23 protein-coding genes are annotated in these 24,539 nt (G+C 71.8%); 13 read left to right on the top strand and 10 right to left on the bottom strand.

The genetic code is table 11. From position 1 onward, the window contains the following. Window positions 1-56 precede the first annotated feature (56 nt). Window positions 57-1,277, top strand: a complete 1,221-nt coding sequence (locus tag O7603_RS07765; RefSeq protein WP_281575000.1) for a hypothetical protein — start codon at window positions 57-59, stop codon at window positions 1,275-1,277. Window positions 1,278-1,343: 66 nt separating this feature from the next. Here O7603_RS07765 and O7603_RS07770 read toward each other — a convergent pair whose 3' ends face one another. The 7 genes from O7603_RS07770 to O7603_RS07800 all read right to left on the bottom strand — a co-directional run bounded on the left by O7603_RS07770 (window position 1,344) and on the right by O7603_RS07800 (window position 8,720). Then, window positions 1,344-2,399 carry a dihydrodipicolinate synthase family protein gene (locus O7603_RS07770; RefSeq protein WP_281575001.1) on the bottom strand — a complete coding sequence of 352 codons (1,056 nt, stop codon included), beginning with the start codon at window positions 2,397-2,399 and terminating at the stop codon, window positions 1,344-1,346. Window positions 2,400-2,407: 8 nt separating this feature from the next. Beyond that, window positions 2,408-3,424 carry an NAD-dependent epimerase/dehydratase family protein gene (locus tag O7603_RS07775; protein WP_281575002.1) on the bottom strand — a complete coding sequence of 339 codons (1,017 nt, stop codon included), beginning with the start codon at window positions 3,422-3,424 and terminating at the stop codon, window positions 2,408-2,410. A gap of 228 nt (window positions 3,425-3,652) precedes the next feature. Next, window positions 3,653-4,534, bottom strand: coding sequence for a Gfo/Idh/MocA family oxidoreductase (locus tag O7603_RS07780; protein ID WP_281575003.1), 882 nt, complete (start codon window positions 4,532-4,534; stop codon window positions 3,653-3,655). A gap of 55 nt (window positions 4,535-4,589) precedes the next feature. Continuing rightward, window positions 4,590-5,594: a hydroxyacid dehydrogenase gene (locus O7603_RS07785; protein ID WP_281575004.1), complete on the bottom strand. Its 1,005-nt coding sequence runs from the start codon at window positions 5,592-5,594 to the stop codon at window positions 4,590-4,592. Continuing rightward, window positions 5,591-6,490, bottom strand: coding sequence for a carbohydrate ABC transporter permease (locus O7603_RS07790; RefSeq protein WP_281575005.1), 900 nt, complete (start codon window positions 6,488-6,490; stop codon window positions 5,591-5,593). Before O7603_RS07790 ends, O7603_RS07785 begins: the two co-directional genes overlap by 4 nt. Continuing rightward, entirely contained in the window at window positions 6,487-7,416 is a 930-nt protein-coding gene (locus tag O7603_RS07795; protein WP_281575006.1) for a sugar ABC transporter permease, read from the bottom strand. Before O7603_RS07795 ends, O7603_RS07790 begins: the two co-directional genes overlap by 4 nt. A gap of 62 nt (window positions 7,417-7,478) precedes the next feature. Continuing rightward, on the bottom strand, window positions 7,479-8,720 hold the full coding sequence (locus tag O7603_RS07800) for a sugar ABC transporter substrate-binding protein (RefSeq protein ID WP_281575007.1): 1,242 nt from the start codon (window positions 8,718-8,720) through the stop codon (window positions 7,479-7,481). Between the two features lie 149 nt (window positions 8,721-8,869). Here O7603_RS07800 and O7603_RS07805 point away from each other — a divergent pair, with 149 nt between their 5' ends. The 7 genes from O7603_RS07805 (at window position 8,870) to O7603_RS07835 (ending at window position 18,291) form a co-directional block, all read left to right on the top strand. Next, a complete protein-coding gene (locus O7603_RS07805; protein ID WP_281575008.1) occupies window positions 8,870-10,138 on the top strand; it encodes a Gfo/Idh/MocA family oxidoreductase in 1,269 nt (422 codons plus the stop codon). Window positions 10,139-10,696: 558 nt separating this feature from the next. Then, the gene (locus O7603_RS07810; protein ID WP_281575009.1) at window positions 10,697-12,628 is read left to right on the top strand and encodes a hypothetical protein; all 1,932 of its coding nucleotides are present in this window, start codon (window positions 10,697-10,699) and stop codon (window positions 12,626-12,628) included. 38 nt (window positions 12,629-12,666) lie between these two features. Further along, window positions 12,667-14,601 carry a hypothetical protein gene (locus tag O7603_RS07815; protein WP_281575010.1) on the top strand — a complete coding sequence of 645 codons (1,935 nt, stop codon included), beginning with the start codon at window positions 12,667-12,669 and terminating at the stop codon, window positions 14,599-14,601. Window positions 14,602-15,010: 409 nt separating this feature from the next. Continuing rightward, a complete protein-coding gene (locus tag O7603_RS07820; RefSeq protein WP_281575011.1) occupies window positions 15,011-15,940 on the top strand; it encodes a hypothetical protein in 930 nt (309 codons plus the stop codon). Next, entirely contained in the window at window positions 15,937-16,392 is a 456-nt protein-coding gene (locus O7603_RS07825; protein ID WP_281575012.1) for an ABA4-like family protein, read from the top strand. Before O7603_RS07820 ends, O7603_RS07825 begins: the two co-directional genes overlap by 4 nt. A gap of 4 nt (window positions 16,393-16,396) precedes the next feature. Continuing rightward, window positions 16,397-17,668: a histidine kinase gene (locus tag O7603_RS07830; RefSeq protein WP_281575013.1), complete on the top strand. Its 1,272-nt coding sequence runs from the start codon at window positions 16,397-16,399 to the stop codon at window positions 17,666-17,668. Beyond that, window positions 17,665-18,291, top strand: a complete 627-nt coding sequence (locus O7603_RS07835; protein WP_281575014.1) for a response regulator transcription factor — start codon at window positions 17,665-17,667, stop codon at window positions 18,289-18,291. Before O7603_RS07830 ends, O7603_RS07835 begins: the two co-directional genes overlap by 4 nt. 167 nt (window positions 18,292-18,458) lie before the next feature. On the opposite strand, the gene O7603_RS07840 is transcribed toward O7603_RS07835, so the two are convergent. Continuing rightward, on the bottom strand, window positions 18,459-19,319 hold the full coding sequence (locus O7603_RS07840) for an AraC family transcriptional regulator (protein ID WP_281575015.1): 861 nt from the start codon (window positions 19,317-19,319) through the stop codon (window positions 18,459-18,461). A 140-nt stretch (window positions 19,320-19,459) separates the two neighbouring features. On the opposite strand from O7603_RS07840, the gene O7603_RS07845 reads away from it, so the two are divergent. Then, on the top strand, window positions 19,460-20,275 hold the full coding sequence (locus O7603_RS07845) for a phytanoyl-CoA dioxygenase family protein (RefSeq protein ID WP_281575016.1): 816 nt from the start codon (window positions 19,460-19,462) through the stop codon (window positions 20,273-20,275). 89 nt (window positions 20,276-20,364) lie between these two features. Here O7603_RS07845 and O7603_RS07850 read toward each other — a convergent pair whose 3' ends face one another. Continuing rightward, window positions 20,365-21,591 (bottom strand): ScyD/ScyE family protein, encoded by a 1,227-nt coding sequence (locus O7603_RS07850; protein ID WP_281575017.1) that lies wholly within the window; start codon window positions 21,589-21,591, stop codon window positions 20,365-20,367. Between the two features lie 203 nt (window positions 21,592-21,794). Between O7603_RS07850 and O7603_RS07855 the strand changes: the two genes are divergently transcribed. From O7603_RS07855 to O7603_RS07865, 3 genes are all read left to right on the top strand, one after another. Beyond that, window positions 21,795-22,577, top strand: a complete 783-nt coding sequence (locus O7603_RS07855) for a hypothetical protein (RefSeq protein ID WP_281575018.1) — start codon at window positions 21,795-21,797, stop codon at window positions 22,575-22,577. Then, window positions 22,574-22,987 (top strand): hypothetical protein, encoded by a 414-nt coding sequence (locus O7603_RS07860; protein ID WP_281575019.1) that lies wholly within the window; start codon window positions 22,574-22,576, stop codon window positions 22,985-22,987. Before O7603_RS07855 ends, O7603_RS07860 begins: the two co-directional genes overlap by 4 nt. A gap of 126 nt (window positions 22,988-23,113) precedes the next feature. Beyond that, entirely contained in the window at window positions 23,114-23,416 is a 303-nt protein-coding gene (locus tag O7603_RS07865) for a DUF4190 domain-containing protein (protein ID WP_281575020.1), read from the top strand. 32 nt (window positions 23,417-23,448) lie between these two features. Here O7603_RS07865 and O7603_RS07870 read toward each other — a convergent pair whose 3' ends face one another. Further along, a complete protein-coding gene (locus O7603_RS07870; protein WP_281575021.1) occupies window positions 23,449-24,021 on the bottom strand; it encodes a hypothetical protein in 573 nt (190 codons plus the stop codon). Window positions 24,022-24,080: 59 nt separating this feature from the next. On the opposite strand from O7603_RS07870, the gene O7603_RS07875 reads away from it, so the two are divergent. Further along, a complete protein-coding gene (locus O7603_RS07875; RefSeq protein ID WP_281575022.1) occupies window positions 24,081-24,539 on the top strand; it encodes a hypothetical protein in 459 nt (152 codons plus the stop codon).

Consider the following 24,539-nt stretch of genomic DNA (forward strand, 5'->3'; position numbering starts at 1 on the left):
CGGGCCTGACCGTAATCTTGTGCTGCGATCAATGCAACCCCCGACAGGAGGCAGCGGTGACCATCGAGATCGGGGTCGTCGGTCCGCACGACCTCGTCGACGACGTGGCCGCGACCTGTGAGGAGCAGCCCGGTGTCACCGCTCGTCGGCTGCACTACGACCACGAGTCGCAGGCTCCGGCGATCGTGGAGGCGCACGCCGGGCAGGTGGACGCATGGCTGTTCACCGGCGTGGTGCCCTACACCCTCGCCCGGGAGGCCAACTCCCTCAACCGGCCGGCGGTCTTCGTCGACTACACCGGGGCGACCCTGCTCCAGGCCGCCGTTCGGCTGCTGCGCGCCGGGCACGACGTCACCCGGATGTCGATCGACACCGTCACGGGCGCCGACGTCGCCACCACCTTCGGCGAGGCCGGCCTGCCGGTGGACCGGGTCCGCTCGCTGCCGTACCGCAGCGGCCTCAGCTCCGAGGACGTGATCGCGTTCCACCGCCGGCAGCGCAAGGCCGGCGCGGACGTCGCGGTCACCTGCATCAGCTCGGTGTTCGAGGTGCTGCGCCACGAGATGCCGGCGCTGCGCCTCGCCCCGTCGAACCACTCGGTGCGTACCGCGCTGCGCCAGCTCCTGCTCCAGGTCGGCAGCCAGGCGCAGGAGGACGCCCAGATCGCGCTCGGGCTGGCCAACCTCTCCGACGGTGACGAGGGGCTGCTCAAGGAGGTGGCCGGGCTCGGTGGGACGCTCGCGCGGTTCGCCCCGCACACGTACCTGATCGTCACCACCCGCGGCCCGCTGCACGACGCGACCGGCGGGTTCACCGCGCTGCCGATGCTGCGTCGCCTCGCCGACCGGCACGAGACCGTGCAGATCGGCTTCGGACTGGGACGCAGCGCCGCGGAGGCGGAGAACCTGGCCCGCCGCGCGCTGAGCCGGGCGCGCCGGGTCGGCCCGACCACGGCGGTGCTGTCGCTGCGCGGCGAGACCGACATCGTGCTCGAGTCGACCACGCCGGCCCTGGTGCCGTCGGAGGTGAATCTGGCGGTCATCGCCCAGCGGGTCGGCCTGTCGGTGCCCACTCTGCTGCGGCTGCGGGAGGTGCGCACGGCGGTCGGGGACGAGCCGTTGACCACCCGGGAGGTGGCCGACCAGCTCCGGGTGCAGCAACGCACCGCCCGGCGCCTGCTGCACCGCCTGGAACTGGCCGGTCTGGCCGAACGGACCGGCAACCTCGCCTCCGGCACCAGCGGCCGCCCCCTGACCCTCTACCGTCTGACTCTCTGACGCCGGTCCGGTCCGCGCCGGGAGGACGCGAACCGGACCGGTGTCAGCAGCAGCGGCGGGGCCGGGTCACGCCAGCCACTCGTCCAGGTGCTCGGCGACGAAGTCGTCGTCGCGCAGGTGCGGGTAGGCCCGGTGCACCCGGTCGAGTTCAGCCAGCTGCCCCGGCGAGAGTTCCTCGTCCGGGTCCAGGCACCACCGGCCGGCCAGCAGGCCCTGCCGGCGCAGCACCTCGTGGATACCGGGGATGCAGCCGTGGTAGCCGTTGGCGGCGTCGAAGATGGCCGCGTTGGCGTCTGTCAGGTGGCCGTCCAGGGTGAGCAGCCGGCGCAACGCGGCGTCGTCACCGGCCCGGGCCCGGCGGGCCTCGCCGAGCAGCGTCACCGCGGTGCCCGCCCAGACCGCCCACTGGCCGAGCAGACCGCCGACGAACTCGACTTCCACCGCCCGCCCGTCGTGGATGACCCGGTGCGGCGCCACCAGGTCGGCCAGGATGTGGTCGTCGTTGCCGGTGTAGAGGGCGAGGTCGCCGTTGCGACCGGCCGCGCAGACGCCGTGCAGCACGTCGAGCGTGCGGTAGCGGTCGAACGGCGCCACCTTGATCCCGACCACCGTTTCGACGGCGGCCAGCCGGGTCCAGAAGTGCCGCGACAGGTCCCGGCCGCCGACGGCCGGCTGCAGGTAGAAACCGATCACCGGCAGCACCTCCCCGACCGCCCGGGCCCGCTCGACGAGCGCGTCCTCATCCAGCGGCCCGTACGGCGACAGCAGCACCATGTGGTAGCCGAGCGAGGCCGCGATTTCCGCCTCGGCGACCGCCTGCGCGGTGTCTCCGCAGGCGCCGGCGACCAGGATCGCGTCCGAGCCGGCCGCGGTCTCGGCGGCCAGTTCCAGCACCGGGGCGAGCAGGCCCACCTTCGGGTCGTGGATGGCGAACTGGGTGGTGTGCACGCCGACGGCGATACCGCCCGCGCCCGAGGCAAGGTAGTAGCGGGTCAACGCCCGCTGCCGACGCTCGTCGAGCCTGCGGTCGGCGTCCAGGGCGAGCGGGTGGGCGGGGATGACGCACCCGCGCCGGAACCGGGTCAGGGCCGCGGCCTGTCGGGTGCTCGATGCGGTCAACACGCTCTCTCCTAGAACTTGCCGTCGCGGCGCTGGAAGCCGGTCGGCTTGTCGAGCAGGGGCTGGCCGTCGGCGACCCAGTCCGCCGTCAGCTCGATCAGCTCGGCGACCGACACGTCGGGGTAGCCGAACAGGCGGTGGCAGAGCTGGGCGTTGGACAGCAGCGCGGTCGGCGCCTCAGTGCCGGTGAGGATCGGCTCGCGGCCCAGCCGCGCGGCGACTGCGCCGGCGACCTGGCGCACCGACATCAGCTCCGGCCCGGTCAGGTTCAACACGAACGGCGGGGTGGCGGTGTGGTGCAGGGCGCGCAGGATGACCTCGTTGGCATAGCCCTGCCAGACGACGTTGGCGTGCCCCATGGCGAGGTCCACCGCCTGGCCGGCGTGCACCGCGCGGGCGATGTCCACGAGCACGCCGTAGCGCATCTCGACGGCGTAGTTGAGCCGGATCAGGGCCAGCGGGGTGTCGTCGCGCAGCGCGAAGTGGGTGAGGATGCGTTCGCGGCCCAGGCAGGACATCGCGTACTCGCCGACCGGCTGGACCGGGGTCTGCTCGACGCAGCCGCCGGCGGTCACCGGCACGAGCGGGTAGACGTTGCCGGTGCTCAGCGCCACCAGGCGGGACCCGGCGAAGCGCTGCGCGGCCCGGCCCGGCAGGTAGGCGTTGGTGGCCCAGGTGGCGTGCTCGCGACCGGAGGTGCCGAACTTGGCGCCGACCAGGAAGATGACGTTCGCCGCGTCGGGCAGCGCGGCCAGCGCGGCGTCGTCGGCGACGTCCGCCTCGATCACCTCGGCGCCCTCGTCGCGCAGCGCGTCGGCGAGCCCGGCCTCGGAGAAGCGCGACACGGCGACGACCCGGGCGCTGGTGCCGGCCGCCGCGACCCCGCGCAGCGCCAGCCGGACCAGGCTGGGTCCCAGCTTGCCGCCCGCGCCGAGGATCAGGATGTCGCCGTCGAGCTTGCGCAGGTCGTCCACCAAGACGTCCCGCGGGCGGGAGAGCCGCTCCTCCAGGTCCGCCACCGTCCGCATGCCACCACACCCCTTCCGAAGTAACGGTCATGACCGTAACTTCCGTCCACGGGAGCGTCAAGGTGTCGAAGGTGTCGGTGCGGTGGGTCGGCCGGCGCGGCCCGACGGGCACGGCGGACCGCCCGTCCGGTTCGCCGGTCAGGCCGGGAAAAGCGGCCGGCCGCGCGGTTCAGGTCGGGCGGGCAGCCGGCTGCGCTGTTCAGCCCGGGGCGGGCAGGCGGCAGTGGCTCAGGCGGCGGCGCGCGCCGCGGCGAGAAGGCCGAGCACGGCCCGGGTCTGCGCCCACGGCACCGGGCTCGGCCCGCCCCGGACCATGCCCAGGAACGCGTCGATAGTGGCCCGGTAGCCGAGTTGGTCGGCGCCGCCGCGCAGCATCACCCGCTGCTCTCCGCCGCCGGTGTGGACGGTCACTTCGTACGCCTCGCCCTGGCTGACCCCGAGGACCTCGACCGCGCCGGGCACCCCGTCGTCCCACTGCAGCGCCAGCAGCCCGGTGTCCTCGGAGCGCAGTCCCCGGTGGCGGCGCACGGTGCCGGCGGCCCCGACCAACCGCACCGCCGGGCCGAGCAGCGCAACCAGCAGCTCCACGCCGTGCAGCCCCATCATCACCAGCGTGCCGCCGCCGACCGCCGGGTCGTCCTGCCACGGGTTGTAGCCGGTGGCCCAGAGGCCGACGTCGTGCCGCACGGTGACCCGGACCGACAGCACCTCCTCGCGCGGCACGTCGAACGCCACGAAGTCCGGCGCGAAGCGCAGCACCGAGGAGGTGAGCACCAGCTCCGGCGCCCGCTGCACGACGCGTTCCAACCTGTCGAGCTGCCCGAGGGTCGCCGCAGCCGGCTTGTTCACGAAACAGGGCAGTTCACTGGCCAGCACCTGGGCCAGCGCGTCCGGCACGTCCGGGGTGGGGACGGTGAGGACCACGCCGTCCGGGCGGGTCGCCAGCAACGCGGCCAGGTCCGGCGACACGGCGACGTCCGGCTGCTCGGCCCGAAACCGTGCCAGCCGCTGCGGATCGGGCTCCCACACCACCAGCTCCGCGTGGTCGCGCAGGGCGCGGGCATCGGTGTAGGGGTGACTGGTGGCGAGTCCGGCCAGAGCGATGCGCATGAGCGCAGAGGCTACTTCTCCGGGCTCCGGCCGCGCCAGCGCAGGTCAGCCCACGTCAGCCCGTCCGGTCGAGCTGCTCCGGCCGCACCTCGTGAGCCAGCGGTCGCCCGCGTAGGAACCGGTCGATCTCGGCCACCACGATCGCGCCGGCCCGCCGACGCGACTCCACCGTCCCGGCCGCCTCGTGCGGCGTCAGCAGCACGTTCGGCAGCCGGCGGAGCGGGTGGTCGCGCGGCAGCGGCTCGGCGTCGAAGACGTCCAGCGCGGCGTCGATCCGGCCGGTGCGCAGCGCGGCCAGCAGCGCAGCCTCGTCCACCAACGCCGAGCGGGCGGTGTTGACCAGCAGCGCGCCGTCCGGCAGCAGGGCGAGTTCGCGTGCCCCGATCATCCCGACGGTCTCCGGTAGCACCGGAGCGTGCAGGGAGACCACCGGGCTGCGGGCGAGCAGCTCGTCGAGGCCGACCCGCTCGACGCCGAGTGTCACGGCCTCCGCGTCGGACAGGTAGGGGTCGGCCACGAGCACCCGCGCCCCGAGCGCCCGCACCAGGCCGACGTACGCCCGGCCGGTCCGGGACGCGCCCACCACCCCGACCGTCGCCCCGCGCAGTTCCCGGCGGGGCGGGGCGTCCTTCGCGCTCGCCCAGTCGGCCCCGGTGCGTAGCGCATGGTCGAACCGGTGCAGCCGGTGCAACAGCGCGAGGGTCTGCGCGAGCGCCTGCTCCCCCACCGCGTACGCCATCGCGTCCCCGGCCTGGGTGACGCGTACCCCGCGGGCAAAGCTCTGCGGGGTGACGAACGGTTTCACGCTGGCCCCGGTGTGCGCGAGCAGCCGCAGCCGGGGCGCGGCGGCGAGCACCGTGGTGGTCAGCGGTGCGGTGCCCCAGCCGGTGACGACGATGTCGGCGTCGGCGAGCAGTCGCGCGAGCACGGCCCCGTCGCCCACGTCGGCGCCGTCGGCGGGCAGCCGCACCTCGCCGAGGCGCCGCAGCTCGGCCCAGGCGTCGGAATCGAGGAACAGCTCGCGGACGTGCGGCGTGGCAGCCACCGCGATGACGCTCATCCCTTGATGCCCGTGCTGGAGACGCCCTCCTGGAAGTAGCGCTGCCCGATGAGGTAGGCCATGAAGATGGGCACGAACGCCACCACCGACCCGGCGAGCAGCATGTTCAACGGCACGTTCTCCTGTTGCAGCGAGGCGATGCCGGTGGTGAGGGTCCGCATGTCGAGGCTCTGTCCGACGATGAGCGGCCACAGGAAGTCGTTCCAGTGCCAGAGGAAGACGAAGACGCCCAGTGTGGCCAGGATCGGTTTGATCAGCGGCAGCACGATCTTCACGTAGACCCGCCACTCGGAGCAGCCGTCCAGGCGGGCGGCCTCGAACAGCGAGTCGGGCAGCGAGGCGATGAACTGTCGCATGAGGAAGACCGCCTGGGCGTTGGCCAGGGTCGGCACGATCATGCCCCAGTAGGTGTCCACGCCGTTGAGCTCGGAGATGATGATGAACGTCGGGATCATCGTGACGTGGTAGGGCACCATCAGCATCGCCAGGAACGACCAGAACATCGTCTCCTTGCCGGGGAACCGCTTCTTGGCGAAGGCGTAGCCGGCCATCGACGCGAACAGCAGTACGCCGACGACCGATACCACCGAGTAGACGAGCGTGTTCACCATCCAGCGCAGCACGCTCTTGGCGCCGATCACCTGGTCGTACGCCTCGGTGGAGAACGGCCAGGGCAGCAGGCTGTCCGGGAAGGTGACCGGGCCGGTCGGCTTGAGCGATAGCACGACCATCGCGTAGAAGGGGAAGAGGGTGAGCAGGGCACCGGCCAGCAGCAGCGCGGTGCGCCCGATCACCCAGCCCCGGCCGGCCCGGCCGGCGCGGTAGGGGCGCCGGTCGCGTCGGGGCGTTTCGGTGGCCGGCGCGGTGGTGGCCGGGGGCGCGACGGTGTCGGTCATTTCTCCCTCCCCAGGGTCAGCCGCTGGATCAGCGCCACGACGATCGTCATCACGAACAGGGCGACCCCGACCGCGCTGGCGTAGCCCAGGTCGAAGTACTTGAACCCCTGGTCGTAGAGCAGGTAGACGAGGCTGTAGCTGGCGCGTACCGGGCCGCCACCGGTCATCACGTAGATCATGTCGAAGACCTGGAACGACACGGTGGTCTCGATGATGGCGACGAAGAACAGCGCGGGCCGCAGCTGTGGCAGCGTGACGTACCGGAAGCGCTGCCAGGCCGAGGCGCCGTCGGTCAGGGCCGCCTCCTCGAGTTCCGCGGGGATGTCCTGCAGCCGGGCGAGCAGGATGAGCATGCCGTAGCCGAAGCGGGACCAGACCGACACCAGGACCAGGGCCGGTACCACCAGCGCGCTGTCGGCGAGCCAGGAACCGGCCGGCAGTCCCAGCGCCCCCATCGCCCGCGACCACGGCCCGCCGTCGGCGAAGACCCAGGTGAAAACCACCCCGGCGAGGACCAGGCTGGTCACCACGGGCAGGAAGAAGACGGACCGGAAGAGCTTCGCGCCGCGGAAGGCGCGGCGGGTCAGCAGCGCCATGCCGAGGGAGGCCAGCATCGACAGGGGTACGGACAGCGCGGTGAAGATGACCGTCACGCGCAGCGCCGACCAGAAGGTCGGGTCGTCGACGAGCCGGCGGAAGTTCTCCAGGCCGGTCCAGCTGGTGTCACCGCCGATGGTGTAGTCGGTGAATCCGAGGATCACCCCGGCGATCGCCGGCCCGAACCGGAAGATGGCGAAGAGCAGCAGGAACGGCAGGACGAACAGCAGGGCCGTGCCGGCCTCGCGGGCGGACGGCCGGCGTGGACGCCGGACCTCGCCCGCCGGCCGGCGTGGCCGCCGGAGCTGGCTTCCCGGTAGTGCAACCATCGGACAACCTTTCTCGGCGGCTCGCGGTGGGCAGGGTACGCCCACCGCGAGCCGCGCCAGGATCAGCCGAGCAGCGGAGCGGCGGCCTTCGCCGCGTCGTCGAGCGCCTGCTCCACCGACTTCTTTCCGAGCAGCGCGGCCTGGATCTCCGGGAAGAGCACGCCCTGCACGTCCCGGGCCTTCTCGTGCAGCGGGCCGACGGTGCTGGTGGCCACCTGCTGCTCCTGCGCGCTGAGGACCGGGTCACCGGCGTAGAGGGTGCCGGTGGATTTCCGCGGGGAGAAGAAGTTGGAGGACGTGTCGTACTTCTTGGAGTTATCGGCGTTGGTCGCGAAGGCGATCCACTTGCCGGCCGCCTCCTTGTCCTTGGCGCCCTTCAGCATCGACAGCGAGCCGACTGTGCCGTAGCCGATCTGCTTGACATCGCTGAAGTGCGGGACGGCCTGGATGTTCTCCTTGCCCCACAGCTTCTCGACCTCCGCGACCGGCACGTGCCAGACGCAGCCGACCTTGTTCTGGCCGATGCGGGTCTGCTCGATCGACGGGACGTTGGTGATGAGGCTCTTGTCGACGTAGCCGCCGTCGACGAGCTGCTTCACGAAGGTCAGCGCCTTCTTGCCGGCGTCGCTGTTGAAGGCGACCGACTTGCCGTCGGGGCTGAACACGTCGCCGCCGGCCGACCACAGCAGCGGGTAGAAGGTCTGGTTCAGGGTTTGCTTGGAGTCACCGGGGTACGCGGCGATGTCGTAGCCCTTGGCCTTGAACTTCGGGGCCAGGGTGAGCAGGTCGTTCCAGTTGGTGGGGTAGGTCGTCTCGCCGACGGCGGCGAAGACCTTCTTGTTGCAGATCGGGGTGGCGGCGCTGGTGAGGATCGGCGCGCCCATCATCTTGCCGTCGATGCTCACCGACTTCGTCACGTTCTCGTGGTAGTCGCTCTTCGCCGCGTCGTCGAGGTACTTGTCGACCGGCTCGATGTTGCGGGCGTACTTGGGCAGCTGGTCGGGGATCAGGTAGACGACGTCGGGCCCCTTGTTGCCGGCGATGGCGGTCGCCAGCGCCTGGTCCCGGTTGGCCCAGGGGAAAATCTCGGTCTTGACCTCGATGTTCGGGTTGGCGGACTGGAACGCCTTGACGGTCTCGTCCCAGTGCGCGCGGTGCTTCGCCTCGTCGACGATCACCGGATATATCCACATCGTCACGGTGGTCTTGCCGGAGCCACCGGAGCCGGAACCGCCACAACCCGCGGCCGCGAGTGCGGCGACGAGCGCCACCGCGACGGCCGACAGCCTCTTGCGAACACGCATCTCGCATCCTTCCGGGGGAGTCAGGTTCGCCGTACATTAACTTACGGTCCGGGCCGATACTAGAGCCGAAGAGTATCGAGGTCACACCGTTACTGTTCGTACGAGCATCGCGCCAGATCGATCCAGTCCCGTAATAGCGGAGGAACCCGATGACTGTCTCCGTGGCCATCGTCGGCGCGGGCGACCGCGGCACCACCTACGCCGGCTACCCGCTGAGATCCCCCGACAAGGCGCGGGTCGTCGCCGTCGGGGAACCCCGGGACGCGCACCGCACCGCGCTCGCCGACGCACACCGGGTGCCGCCGTCCGCCCGGTTCGACTCGTGGCAGGCCCTGGCCGCCCGGCCCAAGCTGGCCGACGCGGTCGTGCTGGCCACCCCCGATCGCGAGCACGCCGAACCGGCCGCGCGCTTCGCCGCACTCGGCTACCACGTCCTGCTGGAGAAGCCCATCGCGCCGACCGAGGCCGAGTGCGAGGCGGTCACCGCGGCGACGGAACGCGCGGGCGTGCTGCTCGCCGTCTGCCACGTGCTGCGCTGCACCCGCTACACGGAGACGGTGAAGCGGTACGTCGAGGCGGGCGCACTGGGCCGCGTCGTCGGCGTGGAACATCTGGAGCCGGTCGGCTGGTGGCACTTCGCCCACTCCTACGTGCGCGGCAACTGGCGCCGCGCCGACACCTCGTCCAGCAGCCTGCTCGCCAAGTGCTGCCACGATCTCGACTGGCTTCGCTACATCGTGGACGACGCCCCGGTGCGGGTTAGAAGCGTCGGCGGACTGCACCACTTCCACCCCGGCAACCGGCCGGCGGGCGCCGCTGAGCGCTGCCTCGACTGCCCCGTCGAGTCGCGCTGCCCGTACTCGGCCGCCCGCTTCTACCGCGGCTGCCTCGCCGACCCCGGCCGTCGGGTGTGGCCCCTGTCGGTGGTGACCCGTGACCTGACCCCTGCCGGGGTGACCGAGGCGCTGCGCGACGGCCCGTACGGGCGGTGTGTCTTCACCGGCGGCAACGACGTCGCCGACCACCAGAGCGCGACCATCTCCTTCGCGGGCGGGGCGACCGCCACCCTGACCATGAGCGCCTTCACCCCCGGCGGCCACCGGCGCACCCGCATCATGGGCACGCACGGCTACCTGGAGGGCGATGGCGAGCAGGTCGCCGTCACCGACTTCGTCACCGGCGCCACCGTCACCACGGACACGCGGGGCGGCGGGGCGGACGCCGGCACCGGCCGCGGCGGTGGGGACATGCGGTTGATGGCGGCCTTCGTCGACGCGGTGGCGACCGGTGACCGGTCCGCGGTGCGGTCGGGACTGCGGGAGTCCCTGGACAGTCACCGGATGGCGTTCGCGGCGGAGCGCAGCCGGCTCGCGGGCGGCGCTCCCGTCGTCCTCACCACGCCTGCCGCGGTGGGCTGAGCCCGGGCCGGGCCGGCCCCGCTCCTCCCCCGTCACGTGGAGGAGCGGGGCCGCCGGCTACCGGCCGATGCCGGAGTGTGCGGCCGCCGCCACGATCGCGTCCTGCTGCGGAGTCGGCGGTGGCGACGTCTGCCGCCGCGGGGTTCGCGGTCCAGGTGAGGGGCAGGGCCGGCGCGGCGGTGAGGGCGACGGCGGAACGGAGCAACGTGCGGCGGTTCGTCATGGGGCGCCTGCTTCTCTTCCAGCGACCGCCGGGGAGCCGGCGGCCGAGCCGTGACGGTCAGTACCGGAATCTGGATGAGGCCCGGGGGACGATCCCCTCCGGGGCGTCGGTGAGCTGTTGCCGGTGTGACCCTTCGCGAACATATCGGGCAGGGCCGCAATGACCCTAGGCTCGCCTCTCCATCGACGTCAACGCCCCGCGTCACCCACTCACAGCTGCAGTCGCGTCAGGATCCGCCTCGAACTCATCAACAAATTCCCCTTCGGCCATGTCCTGACGGCTGACTGCCGTACTAGACTCTGCGCAATTCCGGTCCCGGCCGAAAGGCGGTGCCCATGGTCGCCCGTCGTTCCCTTCTGCAGGCCGCCGCGCTCACCGGCGGAGCAGCGCTCCTCCCCTCGTCCCCCGCACGCGCCGATGCCGCGGCCGAACCCGAGGGCACCCTCACCGATCTCGGCCCGGCCAGCGTCACCACGCCGCTGGGCAACGGGGAGTTCGTCGGCTCGGTGCTCTACGCCGGCACCCGCGGGCTCTCCCCCAACCTCGTGGGCGGGTACGACCTCGCCGCCGACGCCGTCACCTCCCACACCGACGTCCCCTCCGGCATCGGCGTGTGGGCGATGTGCCGTGTGGGCACCGACGTCTACATCGGCACCCACAGCCGCTCCGACCTCTACCGGCTCGACACCGTCACGGGTGCGCTCGACCGGGTGGGCGCCTACCCGTACCACTTCATCTGGAACCTCGCCTCCTCGCCGGACGGCAAGGTCTACCTCGCGATCTCCGAGCCAGGTCGGGTCGTCGAGTACGACCCGGCGACGGGAGAAAGCCGCGACCTGGGCGTGACCGTCGAGGGTGAGGCGTACGTGCGCAGCATCGCCGCGGACGAGACCACCATCTACGCCGGCATCGGCGCGCACGCCCACCTCATCGCGATCGACCGGGCGACCGGCGCCAAGCGCGACATCCTCCCCGCCGAGCTCGCGGGCCGGGACTTCGTGGCAAGCATGACGCTGTCCGACACCCACCTGGCCGGCGGCATCTCCTCCAACGGCGAGGTGCTCGTGCTGAACAAGGCTGACCCGGCTGACTACCGGGTGCTGGCCACGGGCGAGAAGTACGTCACCTCGGTGCTCATCCACGACGGCTACGTCTACTTCGCCGGACGGCCGTCGGGCACGCTCTACCGCTGCGCGATCGACGGCGGAGCCGTCGAGACCCTGGGCGTGGCCCAGCCCGAGGCGGCCACCCACCGGCTCCTCGTCCGCGACGGCCTCGTCTACGGCGTGCAGGACGGCGCGATCTTCGTCTTCGACCCCGCCGACCGTTCGCTGCGCTACGTCAACCTCGTGCAGCGCGGCTTTCGAGCCGCGCCCGAGGAGCCGATGTCAGTGCACAGCGACGGGAGGCGCGTCTACGTCGGCGGCAAGGGCGGCGCGGACATCCACGACCTCACCACCGGCACACGGAGCCGCCTGGGCATACCCGGCGAGCCGAAGACGGCGCTGACGGTCCGCGACGCCACGTACCTCGGCGTCTACACCCAGGCCCTGCTCTACCGCCACCGCGCCGGCGAACCCGAGGCCACCCTGCTGGCCAGGACCGGCAACCAGCAGGACCGCCCCCGCGACCTGGCGTACGACGACGCCACCGGGCTGATCGCCATGACCACGCAGCCGGAGCCGGGTCACCTCAACGGGACGCTGGCTCTCTACGCGCCGCATTCCGGGCGGTTCGACACCTACCGGCCCGTCGTCGAGCGGCAGAGCCTCTACGCCGTGACCTGCCGCGCCGGCGTCGCCTACCTCGGCACGAACATCCAGGAAGGCCTCGGTCTGCCGCCGGTCACCGCCACCGCCCGGCTCGCCGCCTTCGACCTGCGCACCCGCCGGTTGCGTTGGCAGGTGGAACCGGTGCCCGGGGCGAAGGTCATCCCGGGCCTCGCGCACACCGCTCTCGCCGTCTATGGCATCACCGACGGCGGGGTGCTCTTCGAGTACGACCTGCTCCGGCGCCAGGTCACCCGGACCACGAAGGTCGGCGCGCGGGGTTCGGACCTGCACATCGTGCGCAGGCTCGCGTACACCACCGACGGCAACGCGGTCTACAAGGTCGATCTGGTGACGTTCGCGGTCAGCACCATCGTCGACGGGCTGGCCGGCCAGTGGTTCGGCGGCGAACCCAAGCTCGCCCTGGACCCGTCGCGGCGCGCGCTATTCGGCCTCAAGGACCGAAACCTGGTCCGCATCGCGATCGCCGGCCGCTGACCGCTTCGACACGTCCCTCAAGGAAGAGGAGCATGCCCATGACGCGTCTCAACCGACGTAACGTGATCCAACTCGCGGCGCTGTCGACGCTGGGCGGCAACGTACTCGGCGAACTGCCCGCCGCGGCCGACAGCCCGCGCGAGCCGGGGCAGTTCGGCCCGGCGTCGCTGAGCGCGGCCATCGTCGGCATGGCCGTGGACGGCACCACCGGGTACTTCGTCCCCCGGGGGCAGACACCGCCGAAGGTCGTCACCTACGACATCGTCTCCCGCACCGTGACCGACGTGGTGTCGCTGGAGCGGGGCGACGGCGCGTGGGCCTGCACCGTCTCCGGCGGCAAGGTCTACATCGGCACATACTCGTTCGGAGACATTGTCGAGTACGACCCGGCGCCCCGGACCGCCCGGCGGCTCGGCACCATCGGCCCGTCCGGCACGATCGTCTTCGCCGCCACCACCGCACCCGACGGTGTCGTCTACTTCGGCACCTACCCCCGCGGCGAGGTCTGGTCCCTGCAACCGGCGACCGGGGCGCTGACCAACCTCGGGCGCGCCTTCCCCGGATCCCAGTACGCCCGGCTGCTCGCCGCGGACGAGAGCTACGTGTACGCGGGCACGATCCCCTCCCACATCGTCCGGATCGACCGCAGCACCGGGGAGAAGGTCGACATCATGCCCGCCGGCACCCCACTCGACGCGGGTCTCGGCGCACTGGCCACGGGCGGCGGCCGGGTCTACGCCGCGTCCGCCTTCGGGGTCCACGACATCGCCCGCGACGGCTCCGGCCACGTCGAGGTGCCCGCCGACGAGGAGTACCTGGTCGACTCGCTGACCGTCACCGGCGACGGCGGTCTGCTCGCCCTGGGCCGACTGACCGGATCGATCCTCCGCCGCGAGGGCGACCGGTTGGTCAAGATCGCCCAGGGCCCCGAGGGCGACGAGGGACGCGGCGTGGCGCTGCTGCCCGACGGCACCGTCTTCGCCGCCAACGGCAGCGGCCGGGTGTCCATCCTCGCGCCCGGCCAGGACACGGTGGAGCAGGACGACCTGACCGACGACGCCCGGGCCGCCGGACCCGAACTCCTCCAGTCGATGTGCGCCGCGCCGAACGGCTCGGTCTACGTCGGCGGGCACTTCGCGATCACCGTGCACGAACCCGCCTGCGGCATCCGCCGCCGCTACCCCGTCGCCGGCGAGGCGAAGGACATCGTCGCGTGGCGCAACCGGATGATCAGTGCCCTGTACCCGAGCGGCGAGGTCGTCGACCTGGACCCGCGGACTGGTCGGGTGCGCAGCTTCGGCAGGATCGGCAACAACCAGCAGCGGCCCTGGGACGTGGTGCACCACAAGCCGTCTGGCCTTGTCCTGATCGCGTCGGCCCCGCGGTACGGCAGCCTGCAGGGCGCCCTCACACTCCTGGACCCGGCGACCGGGACCATGGAGGTACGCCTCGACATCCTGCCGAACCAGGCGCTGAACGCCATCGCGCTGGACGGGGATCTGGCCTACATCGCCGGGGACACCTGGGGCGGCAACGGCATCCCGCCCACCGAGCCCACCTCCCAGGTGGCGGTGTTCGACATCAACCGGCGCGAGGTGATCGACCGGTTCGCACCGCTGCCGAACCAGCCCAGCATGCAGCACGTCGAGGTGCTCAACGGGGTGCTCTACGCGCTGTACAAGCGGGCGAGCGGCACATGGCTCGCGTACGACCTCACCACCCGCACGGTCCTGCGGTCCGGCAAGCTCAGCGGCTACGGGGAGGTTGTCGCCCACCGCGGCCACGTCTACGCCGGGGCGAACTTCGGCGACAACATCTACGAGCTGGGCCCCGGGCTGGAGTCGGCGGTGCCGCTGCACACCGGCATCGGCACCAACTGGTACACCGTTCCTCGAATCGAGCCGGTCCCGGGAGCCCGGAAGGCGTGGACGGCGGTGGACCGCAACCTGGCTCTGATCGAACTACCCGCCTGACGGGTCGTACCGCGGCGGCCTCGGGCTGGTCCAGGTACCCAGCCACCGCCGCGGCACGTGGGGCCCCGCAACGGTGGACGCGGCCGGTTCTTCAAGCCGCCCTGGTCGGGTTCGGCCGGCACGCGGGGTGGGCACGTCACCCAAGCCGTGGTCACCCGCCCGAATGCAGGTCGCGCCGACACGAACCTGCCGGCGCGACCGTGGGCAGGCCACGTCAGCGGCTGCACCGTCGTCAGCAAACCTCATGTAGTGGTCGGACGATCCCGACGTCGAAGGACGGGCACGGCACGGACTGGGGCTCAGGCCCCCGTCTCCTCCCAAGGGAGGAGACATGAACTCCGACCGCCGGCCGCAACCGGGGCCTCAGGTCGGGCGAAGTCCGAAGGCCGGCGAAGCAGCATCTGCAGGTATGACAACCACGATGCACCGGGTAGCACACTGGCACCGCCCACTGATGCTCTTCGTCTCGGCGATGGCGGTGCTCGCCCTCGTCTCCGCGGTCGGCATCATCGCCGACTCGCGCGTTCTCACCGGCGTGCCGATCTGGCTCAAGCCGTTCAAGTTCTCCGTGTCGTTCGTGTTGTACGGCACCACCCTGGCCTGGATGCTCTCCCTGTTGCCGAGACGAAGCCGGATCGCGGAGTGGGCGGGCACCGTCATCGTCGCGATGGGGGTGGTGGAGATGGCGGTGATCGTCGGGCAGGTGCTGCGCGGCACGACCAGCCACTTCAACGGGACCACCTCGCTGAACGCCGCCCTGTTCGAGCTGATGGGTGCAGCGATCATGGTGCTGTTCGCCGCGCACCTCGTCATCGGGATCGTGGTGCTGCGTCAGCCGCTCGCGGACCGGGTCGCCAAGTACGCGGTCGGGCTGGGGCTCGGCCTGACGTTGCTCGGCATGTTGGTGGCGATACCGATGGTGCTGCCCAGCCAGGAGCCGGGCATCGAGGGGATCTCCGGGGCGCACAGCGTTGGCGTAGCCGACGGCGGACCTGGACTGCCGCTGGTCGGGTGGAGCACCACCGGCGGAGATCTGCGGATCGGCCACTTCGTGGGGATGCACGCGTTGCAGGCGCTGCCGATCCTGGCGATCCTGCTGGGCCAGTTCCTCGGGAGGCGACTGGACGAGCGTACTCAGGCGCGACTGGTGATCGTGGCGGGCGGCGCATACGGTGCTCTCACAATGCTGCTCACCTGGCAGGCTCTGCGGGGGCAGCCGCTGCTGCGACCGGACGCGCTCACCCTGGCCGCCGTGACGGCCCTGGTGGTCTCGACCGCAGCCGCCGCCGGCGCGGTCGTGGCCCGTCGGCGCCGCCTGAAGATGGCACTGGCCGCATGACCGCGACTCTGTTCACGCTGACGTTCGCGGTGGCCGCGCCCTTCTGGGCGCTGATGATCCTGCTGCCGCACTGGTCCCTGACCGCCCGGATCATCAGGTCGCCGCTGATCGTGGCACCGGTCCTGGTGATCTACGCGATCCTGGTGCTCCCGGCGATCGGGGAGGTGCTGCCGGCCGTGACGTCCCCGACCTTGGACGGCGTACGCAACCTGCTGGGCACCGACGACGGTGCGGCAGCGGCCTGGGCGCACATGATCGCGTTCGACCTGTTCGTCGGCCGGTGGGCGTGGCTCGACAGCCGAGAACGGGGCGTGCCGGCGCTGGTCATGGCTGCGGTGCTGGTGCTGACGATCCTGCTCGGGCCGCTCGGCCTGGCCGCCTACCTCGCCGTCAGGACCAGGTGGGCGCGGCCGGCGGACGCTCGTAGCGCCGAACCGCAGCACCTAGGCTGACCCCGTGGGCTGGTTGGGACGACTGTTCGACGTGCGCGACACCCTCGTACGGATGATCCTGCTAGACCTCAGCGGCATCTGCTATCTGGTCCTCGGCGCCCCGATGGGCGGCGGGCCCACCGCCGCACAGTGGATCCTCGCGGTGATCGCGTTCGGCCTCGCGCTGCTGTTCCACGCTCGGCCACTGGTCAACCTGCTGGCGCAGGCCGCACTACTGGCGATCGCGATCTGGCTGATCGACGACATCACGATCAACCAGGTGGGCGCCAGCTGGGCGTTGCTCGAGCTGACCATGCGGGCGCGGCGACCGCGGACGATCTGGCTGGCCGCCGGGCTGCTGACCATGGTCGAACTGACCGATTCGATCGGCGACCCGTTCCGACGGCTCCTCTCCGGCGTCTTCGGGCTGCTGGTAGAGGTCGGCATCCCGCTGCTCCTCGGCCTGGTTCTCCGGACCACCCGGGAGCTGGCCCGACAGGCGCAGGATCGGGCAGCGGAGGAGCAGCGCCGGCGCGAGTCGGAGAACCGCGCCGCGCGCGCCGACGAACGCAGCGCCATCGCACGGGAGCTGCACGACGTGGTCGCGCACCACGTGGCCTCGATGGTGCTGCGGGTCGGCGTGGCCCGGCACGTACTGACAGATCTGGACCCACGAGTGGGTGAGGTGTTCGACGACGTGCACACCACGGGCACCGCAGCACTAGCCGACCTGCGCCGGCTGGTCGCGGTCCTGCGCGACCCCGACGGTGTGCGCGGCGACGCCGCGCTGACCGCGATCGAGCCGTCGGCGCTTCCGGCGGCCCTCGGCGCGGCGATCGACCGGGCCCGCCAGGCCGGTGTCACGGTGGAGGCCGACATCGACTCGGCGATCGGCTCGCTCGACGCGGTACGAGGAATGGCGGTATTGCGTCTCACCCAGGAGGCATTGACCAACGTGGCCAAGCACGCCGGCACGTCCGCGCTGGCCCGCTTGTCGGTCACAATGGTCGACGGGGCTGTCCATTGGACGGTGTCGGACAACGGGCGCGGGTGGGTGTCGGCGGCGATGCCGCCCGGCGGCGGCCACGGCATCACCGGTATGCGCGAGCGCGTCGAGGTCCTCGGCGGCGAGCTGGAGGCCGGTCCGACAGGCACCGGTTGGCGGGTGCGGACCGTTCTTCCCGCCACGGCCACCGCGCCGGCGCCGTCTCCCCCCTCCCCCGCCGTCACACCGGCCCCATCCGTGCGGCAGGAGCGCGAGACCCCGGTGGGGCCGCGCACGGCGGAGCCGGCATGATCCGCGTCCTGCTGGTCGACGACCAGCACCTCATCCGCGCAGGCCTGCGCATGCTGTGCGACGCCCAGCCCGACATCGAAGTCGTCGGCGAGGCCGACAACGGCCGCGATGCCGTATCCCTCGCCGCGCGGCTCCATCCCGACGTCGTCGTGATGGACCTACGCATGCCGGGCGTCGACGGGATCACCGCGACCAGTCGCATCCTCGCCGACCGACCAGTCGTCCGCGTCCTGGTGCTGACCACGTTCGGCGATGACGACCATCTGTATCCGGCCCTGACCGCCGGCGCCTGCGGATTCCTGCTCAAGGACGCACCCCCCGGCGACCTGGTGGACGGCGTCCGCCGGGCCGCCGCCGGCGACAGCCCGTTCAGCCAGGAGGTGCTACGGCGCCTGGTCCAGCGCGCGGTGCACGCCCGCACCGAGACACCCCGGCCGGTCGAGGGACTGACCGCCCGCGAGCAGGATGTGCTGAACCTGGTCGCCGAGGGTCTGTCCAACACGGAGATCGCCGAGCGACTTCACATCGGCGTCACCACGGTCAAGACCCATATCACCAGCCTGATGACCAAGACCGGCAGCCCCAACCGAGTACGCCTGGCCCTGTTCGCCCACGACGCCTGAAGGCCGCCCGGGCAGCAGGTCATCGGGGCAGGTGCGGCGGAAATCTGCCCTCGGCCGGAACAATCCACCGTCTGGTCGGGCAGCGGCCGGTATCCCGACGGACGCTGACGTACTCGCTGCGGGCGTCACCGTGGTCGGTGCACGAATGTCACCCGAGGATGGAGCGGTCAACGCGCCGCCCGGCCCACCGCCCGGAAGTGGCGGCGGAACTCGCGCGGACTCATCCCCGTCTGCGCCCGGAACCGGCGGTTGAAGTGCGACAGGTTCTGATAGCCGCATGCTGCTGCGATCTCGCTGATCGCCGCGTCGGCCTCGACAATCCGCCGGCACGCCTCGGCCAGCCGCACGTCGTTGACGTAGTCGGTGAAGGTGCGCCCGGTGTGGCGCCGGAAAAAGCGGCCGAACGCGTCAGGGGTCATGGCCACCAGCGCGGCCGCCCGCGCCACCGTTATCTCCTCGGCGTAGTCGCGGCGGACCAGCCCGATCACGAGGTCGACCCGGCGCCGGGAGGAGGCGTCGACGTCGGTCACCAGCGAGCGCGTGGCGAGCGTCTCGGTGGGAAGCTCGGCGAGCGACACCAGGATGTCGAGCAGCCGGATCGACCGCCGGGCGGGGTCGAGGCCGCCGATCCCGAGGATCCCGGCCGCTGCCTCCTCGGCGCCCCCGCCGGTGAAGCGCAGCCCGTGCGCGGAGCGTTCGAGCAGCCGTTCGACGCCCTGGAACTCGGGCCGGGCGAAGAAACCGGTGCCGAACGCGTCGTGCTGGAACTGCAACGTGACGGCCTCGTGCCAGCCGGCCGGGCCCGACTCCCAGGTGTGCGGCGTCAGCGCGCCCACCAGGACGAGGTCGCCGGGTTCGTAGTCGTCGACCCGGTCGCCCACGTAACGCCGGCCCGAGCCGGCGACGATGAGCGTCAGCTCGTATTCGGGGTGGTAGTGCCAGTCGAACGCGAACCGCGGTTCGGCGCGCACCCCGTGGTGCCACGAGAGGTAGGGCGAGGACGGCACGCGCTCCAACGACGGACGCATGCCCGAACGGTACCCTGCCGGCCGCACAAGGACGGTGGCCGCGACGAATCGGTCGGCAGAGTATCGGTTTCGGCCGCCGACGGCGTGGTGGTCCAGCCCTGCTCCCCCACACACTCAGGTGGCGACCCAAGGGAGGCTCGATGACAACCACCGCCACCGAACTCGACCAGCACTATGCAGTCAGCGCGCAGGACGTCGCGCGGTACGCCGAAGACGGCTTCGTGAAGCTGCGCGGCGTGCTCAGCCCCGACGTCGTCGCTCGCTACGAGCCGGAGATCACCGAGCAGGTCATCCGGCTCAACACCCAGCACCTGCCGCTGTCCGAGCGGGACACCTACAGCCGGGCGTTCCTCCAGGTCATCAACCTGTGGCGACACAGCGACAGGGTTCGCGAGTTTGCCTTCTCCCGCCGGTTGGCGGGGATCGCCGCCCAGCTGCTCGGGGTGCCGGCGGTGCGGCTCTACCACGACCAGGCGCTCTACAAGGAGGCCGGCGGTGGCATCACGCCGTGGCACGTCGACCAGCACTACTGGCCGCTGTCAAGCGACCGCACCGTCACGGTCTGGGTCCCGTTACAGGACACCCCGCAAGAACTCGGCCCGCTGACCTTGGCGGCCGGCAGCCACCGCTCCGAGTACGGTCGCGAACTCGCGATCGGCGACGAGTCGCAGGCGCGCCTCGACGCGTTTGTGACCGAGTCCGGCTACCGCGTTGACGACTCGCCGTACGCGATCGGCGACGTCAGCTTCCACTCCGGCTGGACCATCCACCGGGCGCCCCCGAACACGAGCGCCACGCCCCGGCGGGTGATGACCGTCATCTACATGGACGCCGCCATCGAAGTGACCCGGCCGACCAACCGCTACCAGGAGGCGGACCTCGCCGCCTTCCTCGGTGGCCGTCCGGTCGGCAGCGTCGCCGACGGCCCCCTCAACCCGGTGCTCTGGTCGGCCTGACCGACCGGGCATCGCCCGCATGCTGACACCGCACTGGCCAGGCGGAGGCGGCCGGCGAGATCCTCGTTGACCCCGCCGGCCGTCGTCGCTCAGTGACCGCGTCGGGGTGTGACCTTGAGAAGCTGACCCGCCCCGCCCGGGAGGATGCTGCGGTTGCTGACGTAGATCGTGCCGTCCTTCGCCACGGCCAGACCGCCGGGGACCTCGAGACCCGGCACCCGCACCTCGGACTTCTTCCCGTGGCTGACCTTCACCAGCCGGCCGGGAAGGTTGCCACAGACCTCGGCGTCCAGCAGACCGGCGCGCGCGATCTCGAGGACATACAGGGAACGGTCCGGCCCGAATGCGATGTCCACGATCGCGCTGAACCCGCGGGCGTACGTCGAGACGTGGCCGGTGCGCGGGTCCACCCGGAACACGCGCGCCTCTCCCGGGGCGAACGGGAAGCCGGTGAGCTGACCGACGTAGTAGGCGCCGTCCGGGCCCACCACCACCGACGTCGGGACGGCCTGAGACGGTATCGGGGTGCCGGCCGGCGGGAAGTCCGGCGGCGCCGGGCAGGTCAGCGCGGGCACCGGCCGCACCGCGGCAGGGAACGTCGCCACGGTGCTGATTCGGCCATTGGCGCCGACCCTGAGCAGGGCGTTGGCTCCGGCGTCGACGGCCAGGGTGGCACCCCCGCGCAGCGCCGCAACCGAGTACGGGTTGGCGTCCGGCCCGCCCCCGTCCGGGTCGTTCGCGCCCTCGTACGCCGCAAGGTCGGCGATCGTCCGCTCGCCCCCGTACCCACGGACCCGCTTGACCGTGCCGAACTCCCTGGCGAACGAGATGTCCTGCGCGATCGTGTCACGGACTTCCGGCGGCGCGCCCAGCCCCATGGCGATGAGCATCGTGTTCGGATGATCAGCCACGACGTCATGCGGGCCGGTGGCGGCGAAGCCGATCGCCGCGGGGTCGCAGGTGCCGTTCTCGCCCGCGCCGCTGTAGGACGGAAGGCCATTGACGATGCGACGCTGGCTTCCGTGCTGGACCTTGGTCACCCCGCCGGTCTCGCCGAAGCACAGAGTTGAGCCGCTCGGCCCCCCGCCGCCCGGCACCTCCGCCGCCATGGGTCCACCGGCGCCGGCCTCGGCGACGTAAACGGCGCCGTCGCGACCGATCGTCACGCCGCGCGGGTTGAGCAGACCGTCCGCGATCACCCGCACTGTCGGAGCGTCGGAATGTGCCAGCGCAGGTGCCGCCGGCAGCAGACCGACGACCACCGCTCCCGCCGCCAGGCCTACCAACGTCGACCGGGCCTGTCTTGATCGAATCATGAAATCTCCCCCCTCGGATGGACAGACGCGGGACACGTCCGCCCACTTCCGATGCTCATGCTGCCGGCCGAGGCAGACCGGGAGAGTGTTCTGTCCCTGAGACGACAGGAGCCAGCCCACGTCGGCGACCGCACTGTCTCCCGCTGTCGGCATCACTGCATGACCAGGGCAAGGAGAAGGCGCCGCATCGCCAGGGCGGCGCGATGACCCTGAAGGGCAGCAACACGCGCCGCCGGGTGGCCTTCCCGGTCAGCGTGGACGGCGCCGACAACGGCACCGCGCTCGGGGTGATGAGCCAGGGTGAGATGCACGCCCTCGGTCTGGCCACGTTCCTGCCGCGCGGCTGCGCGACGGAGAGCCCGTTCCGGTTCATCGTCGTTAACGACCCGGTGCAAAGCATGGACCCGGCCAAGGTGGACGGACTGGCCCGGATGCTCGCGGAGCTGGCCGAGCAGCGGCAGGTGGTGGTGTTCACTCATGACACCCGGCTGCCGGACGCGGTCCGGCGGCTCGACCTGGGCAAGGCCCGGATCATCGAGGTGACCCGGGCGGAGCGGTCCGTGGTGACGCTGCGGGCCGGATCCGACCCGGTGTCCCGGCACCTGGACGACGCGTACGCGCTGGCGCGCAACGACGAGATCGCCGCCGAGGCACGCGGGCCGGTGGTCGCGGAGTTGTGCCGATCGGCGATCGAAGCGGCCTGCCATCGGGTGATCTGGCGGACCCGGGTGGGGCGAGGTGTGCCGCACGCGGACACCGAGAAGGCGATCGAGGATGCGTCCCGCCGGCTGACCACTACCGTCGCCCTCGCGGCGTTCGATGACGCCGACCGGGGTGGCGACGTGCTCGGCTGGCTCGGCCGCCGGCACGGACCGCGGGCCGTCAACGCGTACCAGGCGTGCCGGGAAGGCGTGCACGGCGCGTACCTGGCGGACCTGCCCGGGCTGGTCGCGGACGCGCGCCTCCTCACGGCGGCGCTGTCGTGACCGCGCCGACGCCCGAGCGTTGCCTGGCGGCGGCCGACCAGCTGCTGCGGGGGTCCGGTGTCCTCGGCGCCGCGGCGGTGACCGCCGGGTGGTGGCCGCGGGCCTGTGCCTGCCTGATCCGGCTCGCCCTCGAAGGCGGGATCGACGCCTACTGGCGGCGGGTGAAGCCGACGGTGGCGGGCTGCCGGCAGGGCCGCGCGAAGCAGCTGATGCTGCGCGGCCGGCTCGGCCCGGGCGCGGAGACCGCCCGCCGGGTGGCGTTCGCCTGGACGACGCTGTCCGCCGCCGCCCATCACCACTGCTACGAGCTGGCGCCCACGGCGGCGGAGCTGCGTCGCCTGCACGCGGAGGTGAGCGCCCTGCTCACTCGGCTTCAGCCGGGCGGTCAGGACCGCCCCCACCCGAACTGACCCGACACCATCGACCTGAGGGATGCCACCTTGTCCTACCAGCCCGGATACGACCCGACCCGTCCGCAGCCGCCGATCTCGGCCGTCCCTGCCAGCCCCTACCCGCCGTACGGCTATCACCCGCCCGTGCCGCAGGTGGTGGTGCAGGCCCCGCCCGCCTCCGGCACCGCCACCGCGTCGATGGTGCTCGGCATCCTCGGCGTGCTCGGCGGGTGGTGCCTGTTCGGGCTGCCCTGCATCCTCGCCGTCATTCTCGGCCACGTCGGCCTGCACGAAACGCGCCACGGCACGAAGTCCGGCCGCGGCATGGCGGTCGCCGGACTGGTCCTCGGCTACGTCTTCGTCGGACCGATGATCGCCTTCACGATCATGGTGTTCTTCGGCGGCGTGATCGGCGCAGCCACCCCGACTTCGACGCCCACGCCCTGACTGCCAGAAGCGTGGGCCGGACAACGAGATGCTCACGAGGCGCCGGAGAGACAGGTGTCATGTCCCGAACGAATCACGATCCCGCAGCATCCGGCCCGTCCAGTGAGCTGTCCCGCACGGACGCGGGCTGCGTCATCGCGGTGCGCTGGCGCGCCGACGCGGCACCGACTGGCACCCCTGGACCCGACGAGGTCGTCGTCCGCATCGCCGACGACGCTCCGCCCAACGTCCGGGAACACGGCCTCACCTCGGCGACCCTGCACCGGCTCGGACGGCAGGTCGACGACATGGTGGCCGAGTACCACGAGCTGCCGAGTGTCGGCGCCTACCAGGTGATGGGGCGGCGGTACATCGAACGCCGCCTCGCCGACCTGGCCCGCGCTCGGGGTGCGGCCGACGACGGCTTCGACTCGGCTTTGCTCGCCCTCTTCGAGGACCTGACCGGTCGCGGGCACAACGATCCGCTCGGGGCGCTCGCCACGGCCACCGGCCGGTCGCGGGAGGCCCTCGAGCACCTGCTGGACGTGGCCGGCCAGCGGCACGCCCGCGATGGGCACCGCGCGGGAACGCCGTGTCTCCCGGTGCGGATACTGCCCGGGGGACATCGTCGAAGCACCGCCGCGCCTGGTCGGAGGTCTTCCACCGGAGCCGCATCTCGCCACAGGTGTTCGTCGTCGCGGCAGATGCGCAGAAGGAGGTCGAGAAGCTCGTCGCCGGGCTCGGCCTGCCGGAGGCGTCCTCGACCGGACTGTTCGACAATGCCCACTGGGCCACGCCGCTGCTCGACGGCGCCGTGACGACGCTGCGCACCTACGGCCTGCCCACCCTGCCCGGCGGGACCCGGGTGTACGGTCACCGGCCGTTGCGGCTGCTCTGCCACCTCATGAGCCTCCAGCCGCCGGCCCGCGCACTCATGGGCGAGCCGTCGGTGCCGCAGTTCGACCAGTTGCTGGCCGACCTCGACCGGCAGCGGCAGGCCGACAAGGACACGCTACTCGCCCAGGCGCATAGGGCCATGGCCAACGATTCGCAGGAGGTTCTGGCGGCGGTCCAGGCGCTGTTCGGCGGCGAGAAGGCCGCCACCGCCGTCGAGGCCAGCCGGCAGCGGCCACGCAACGGCTGA

The organism is Micromonospora sp. WMMD812, assembly GCF_027497215.1.
Taxonomy (GTDB): Bacteria; Actinomycetota; Actinomycetes; order Mycobacteriales; family Micromonosporaceae; genus Micromonospora.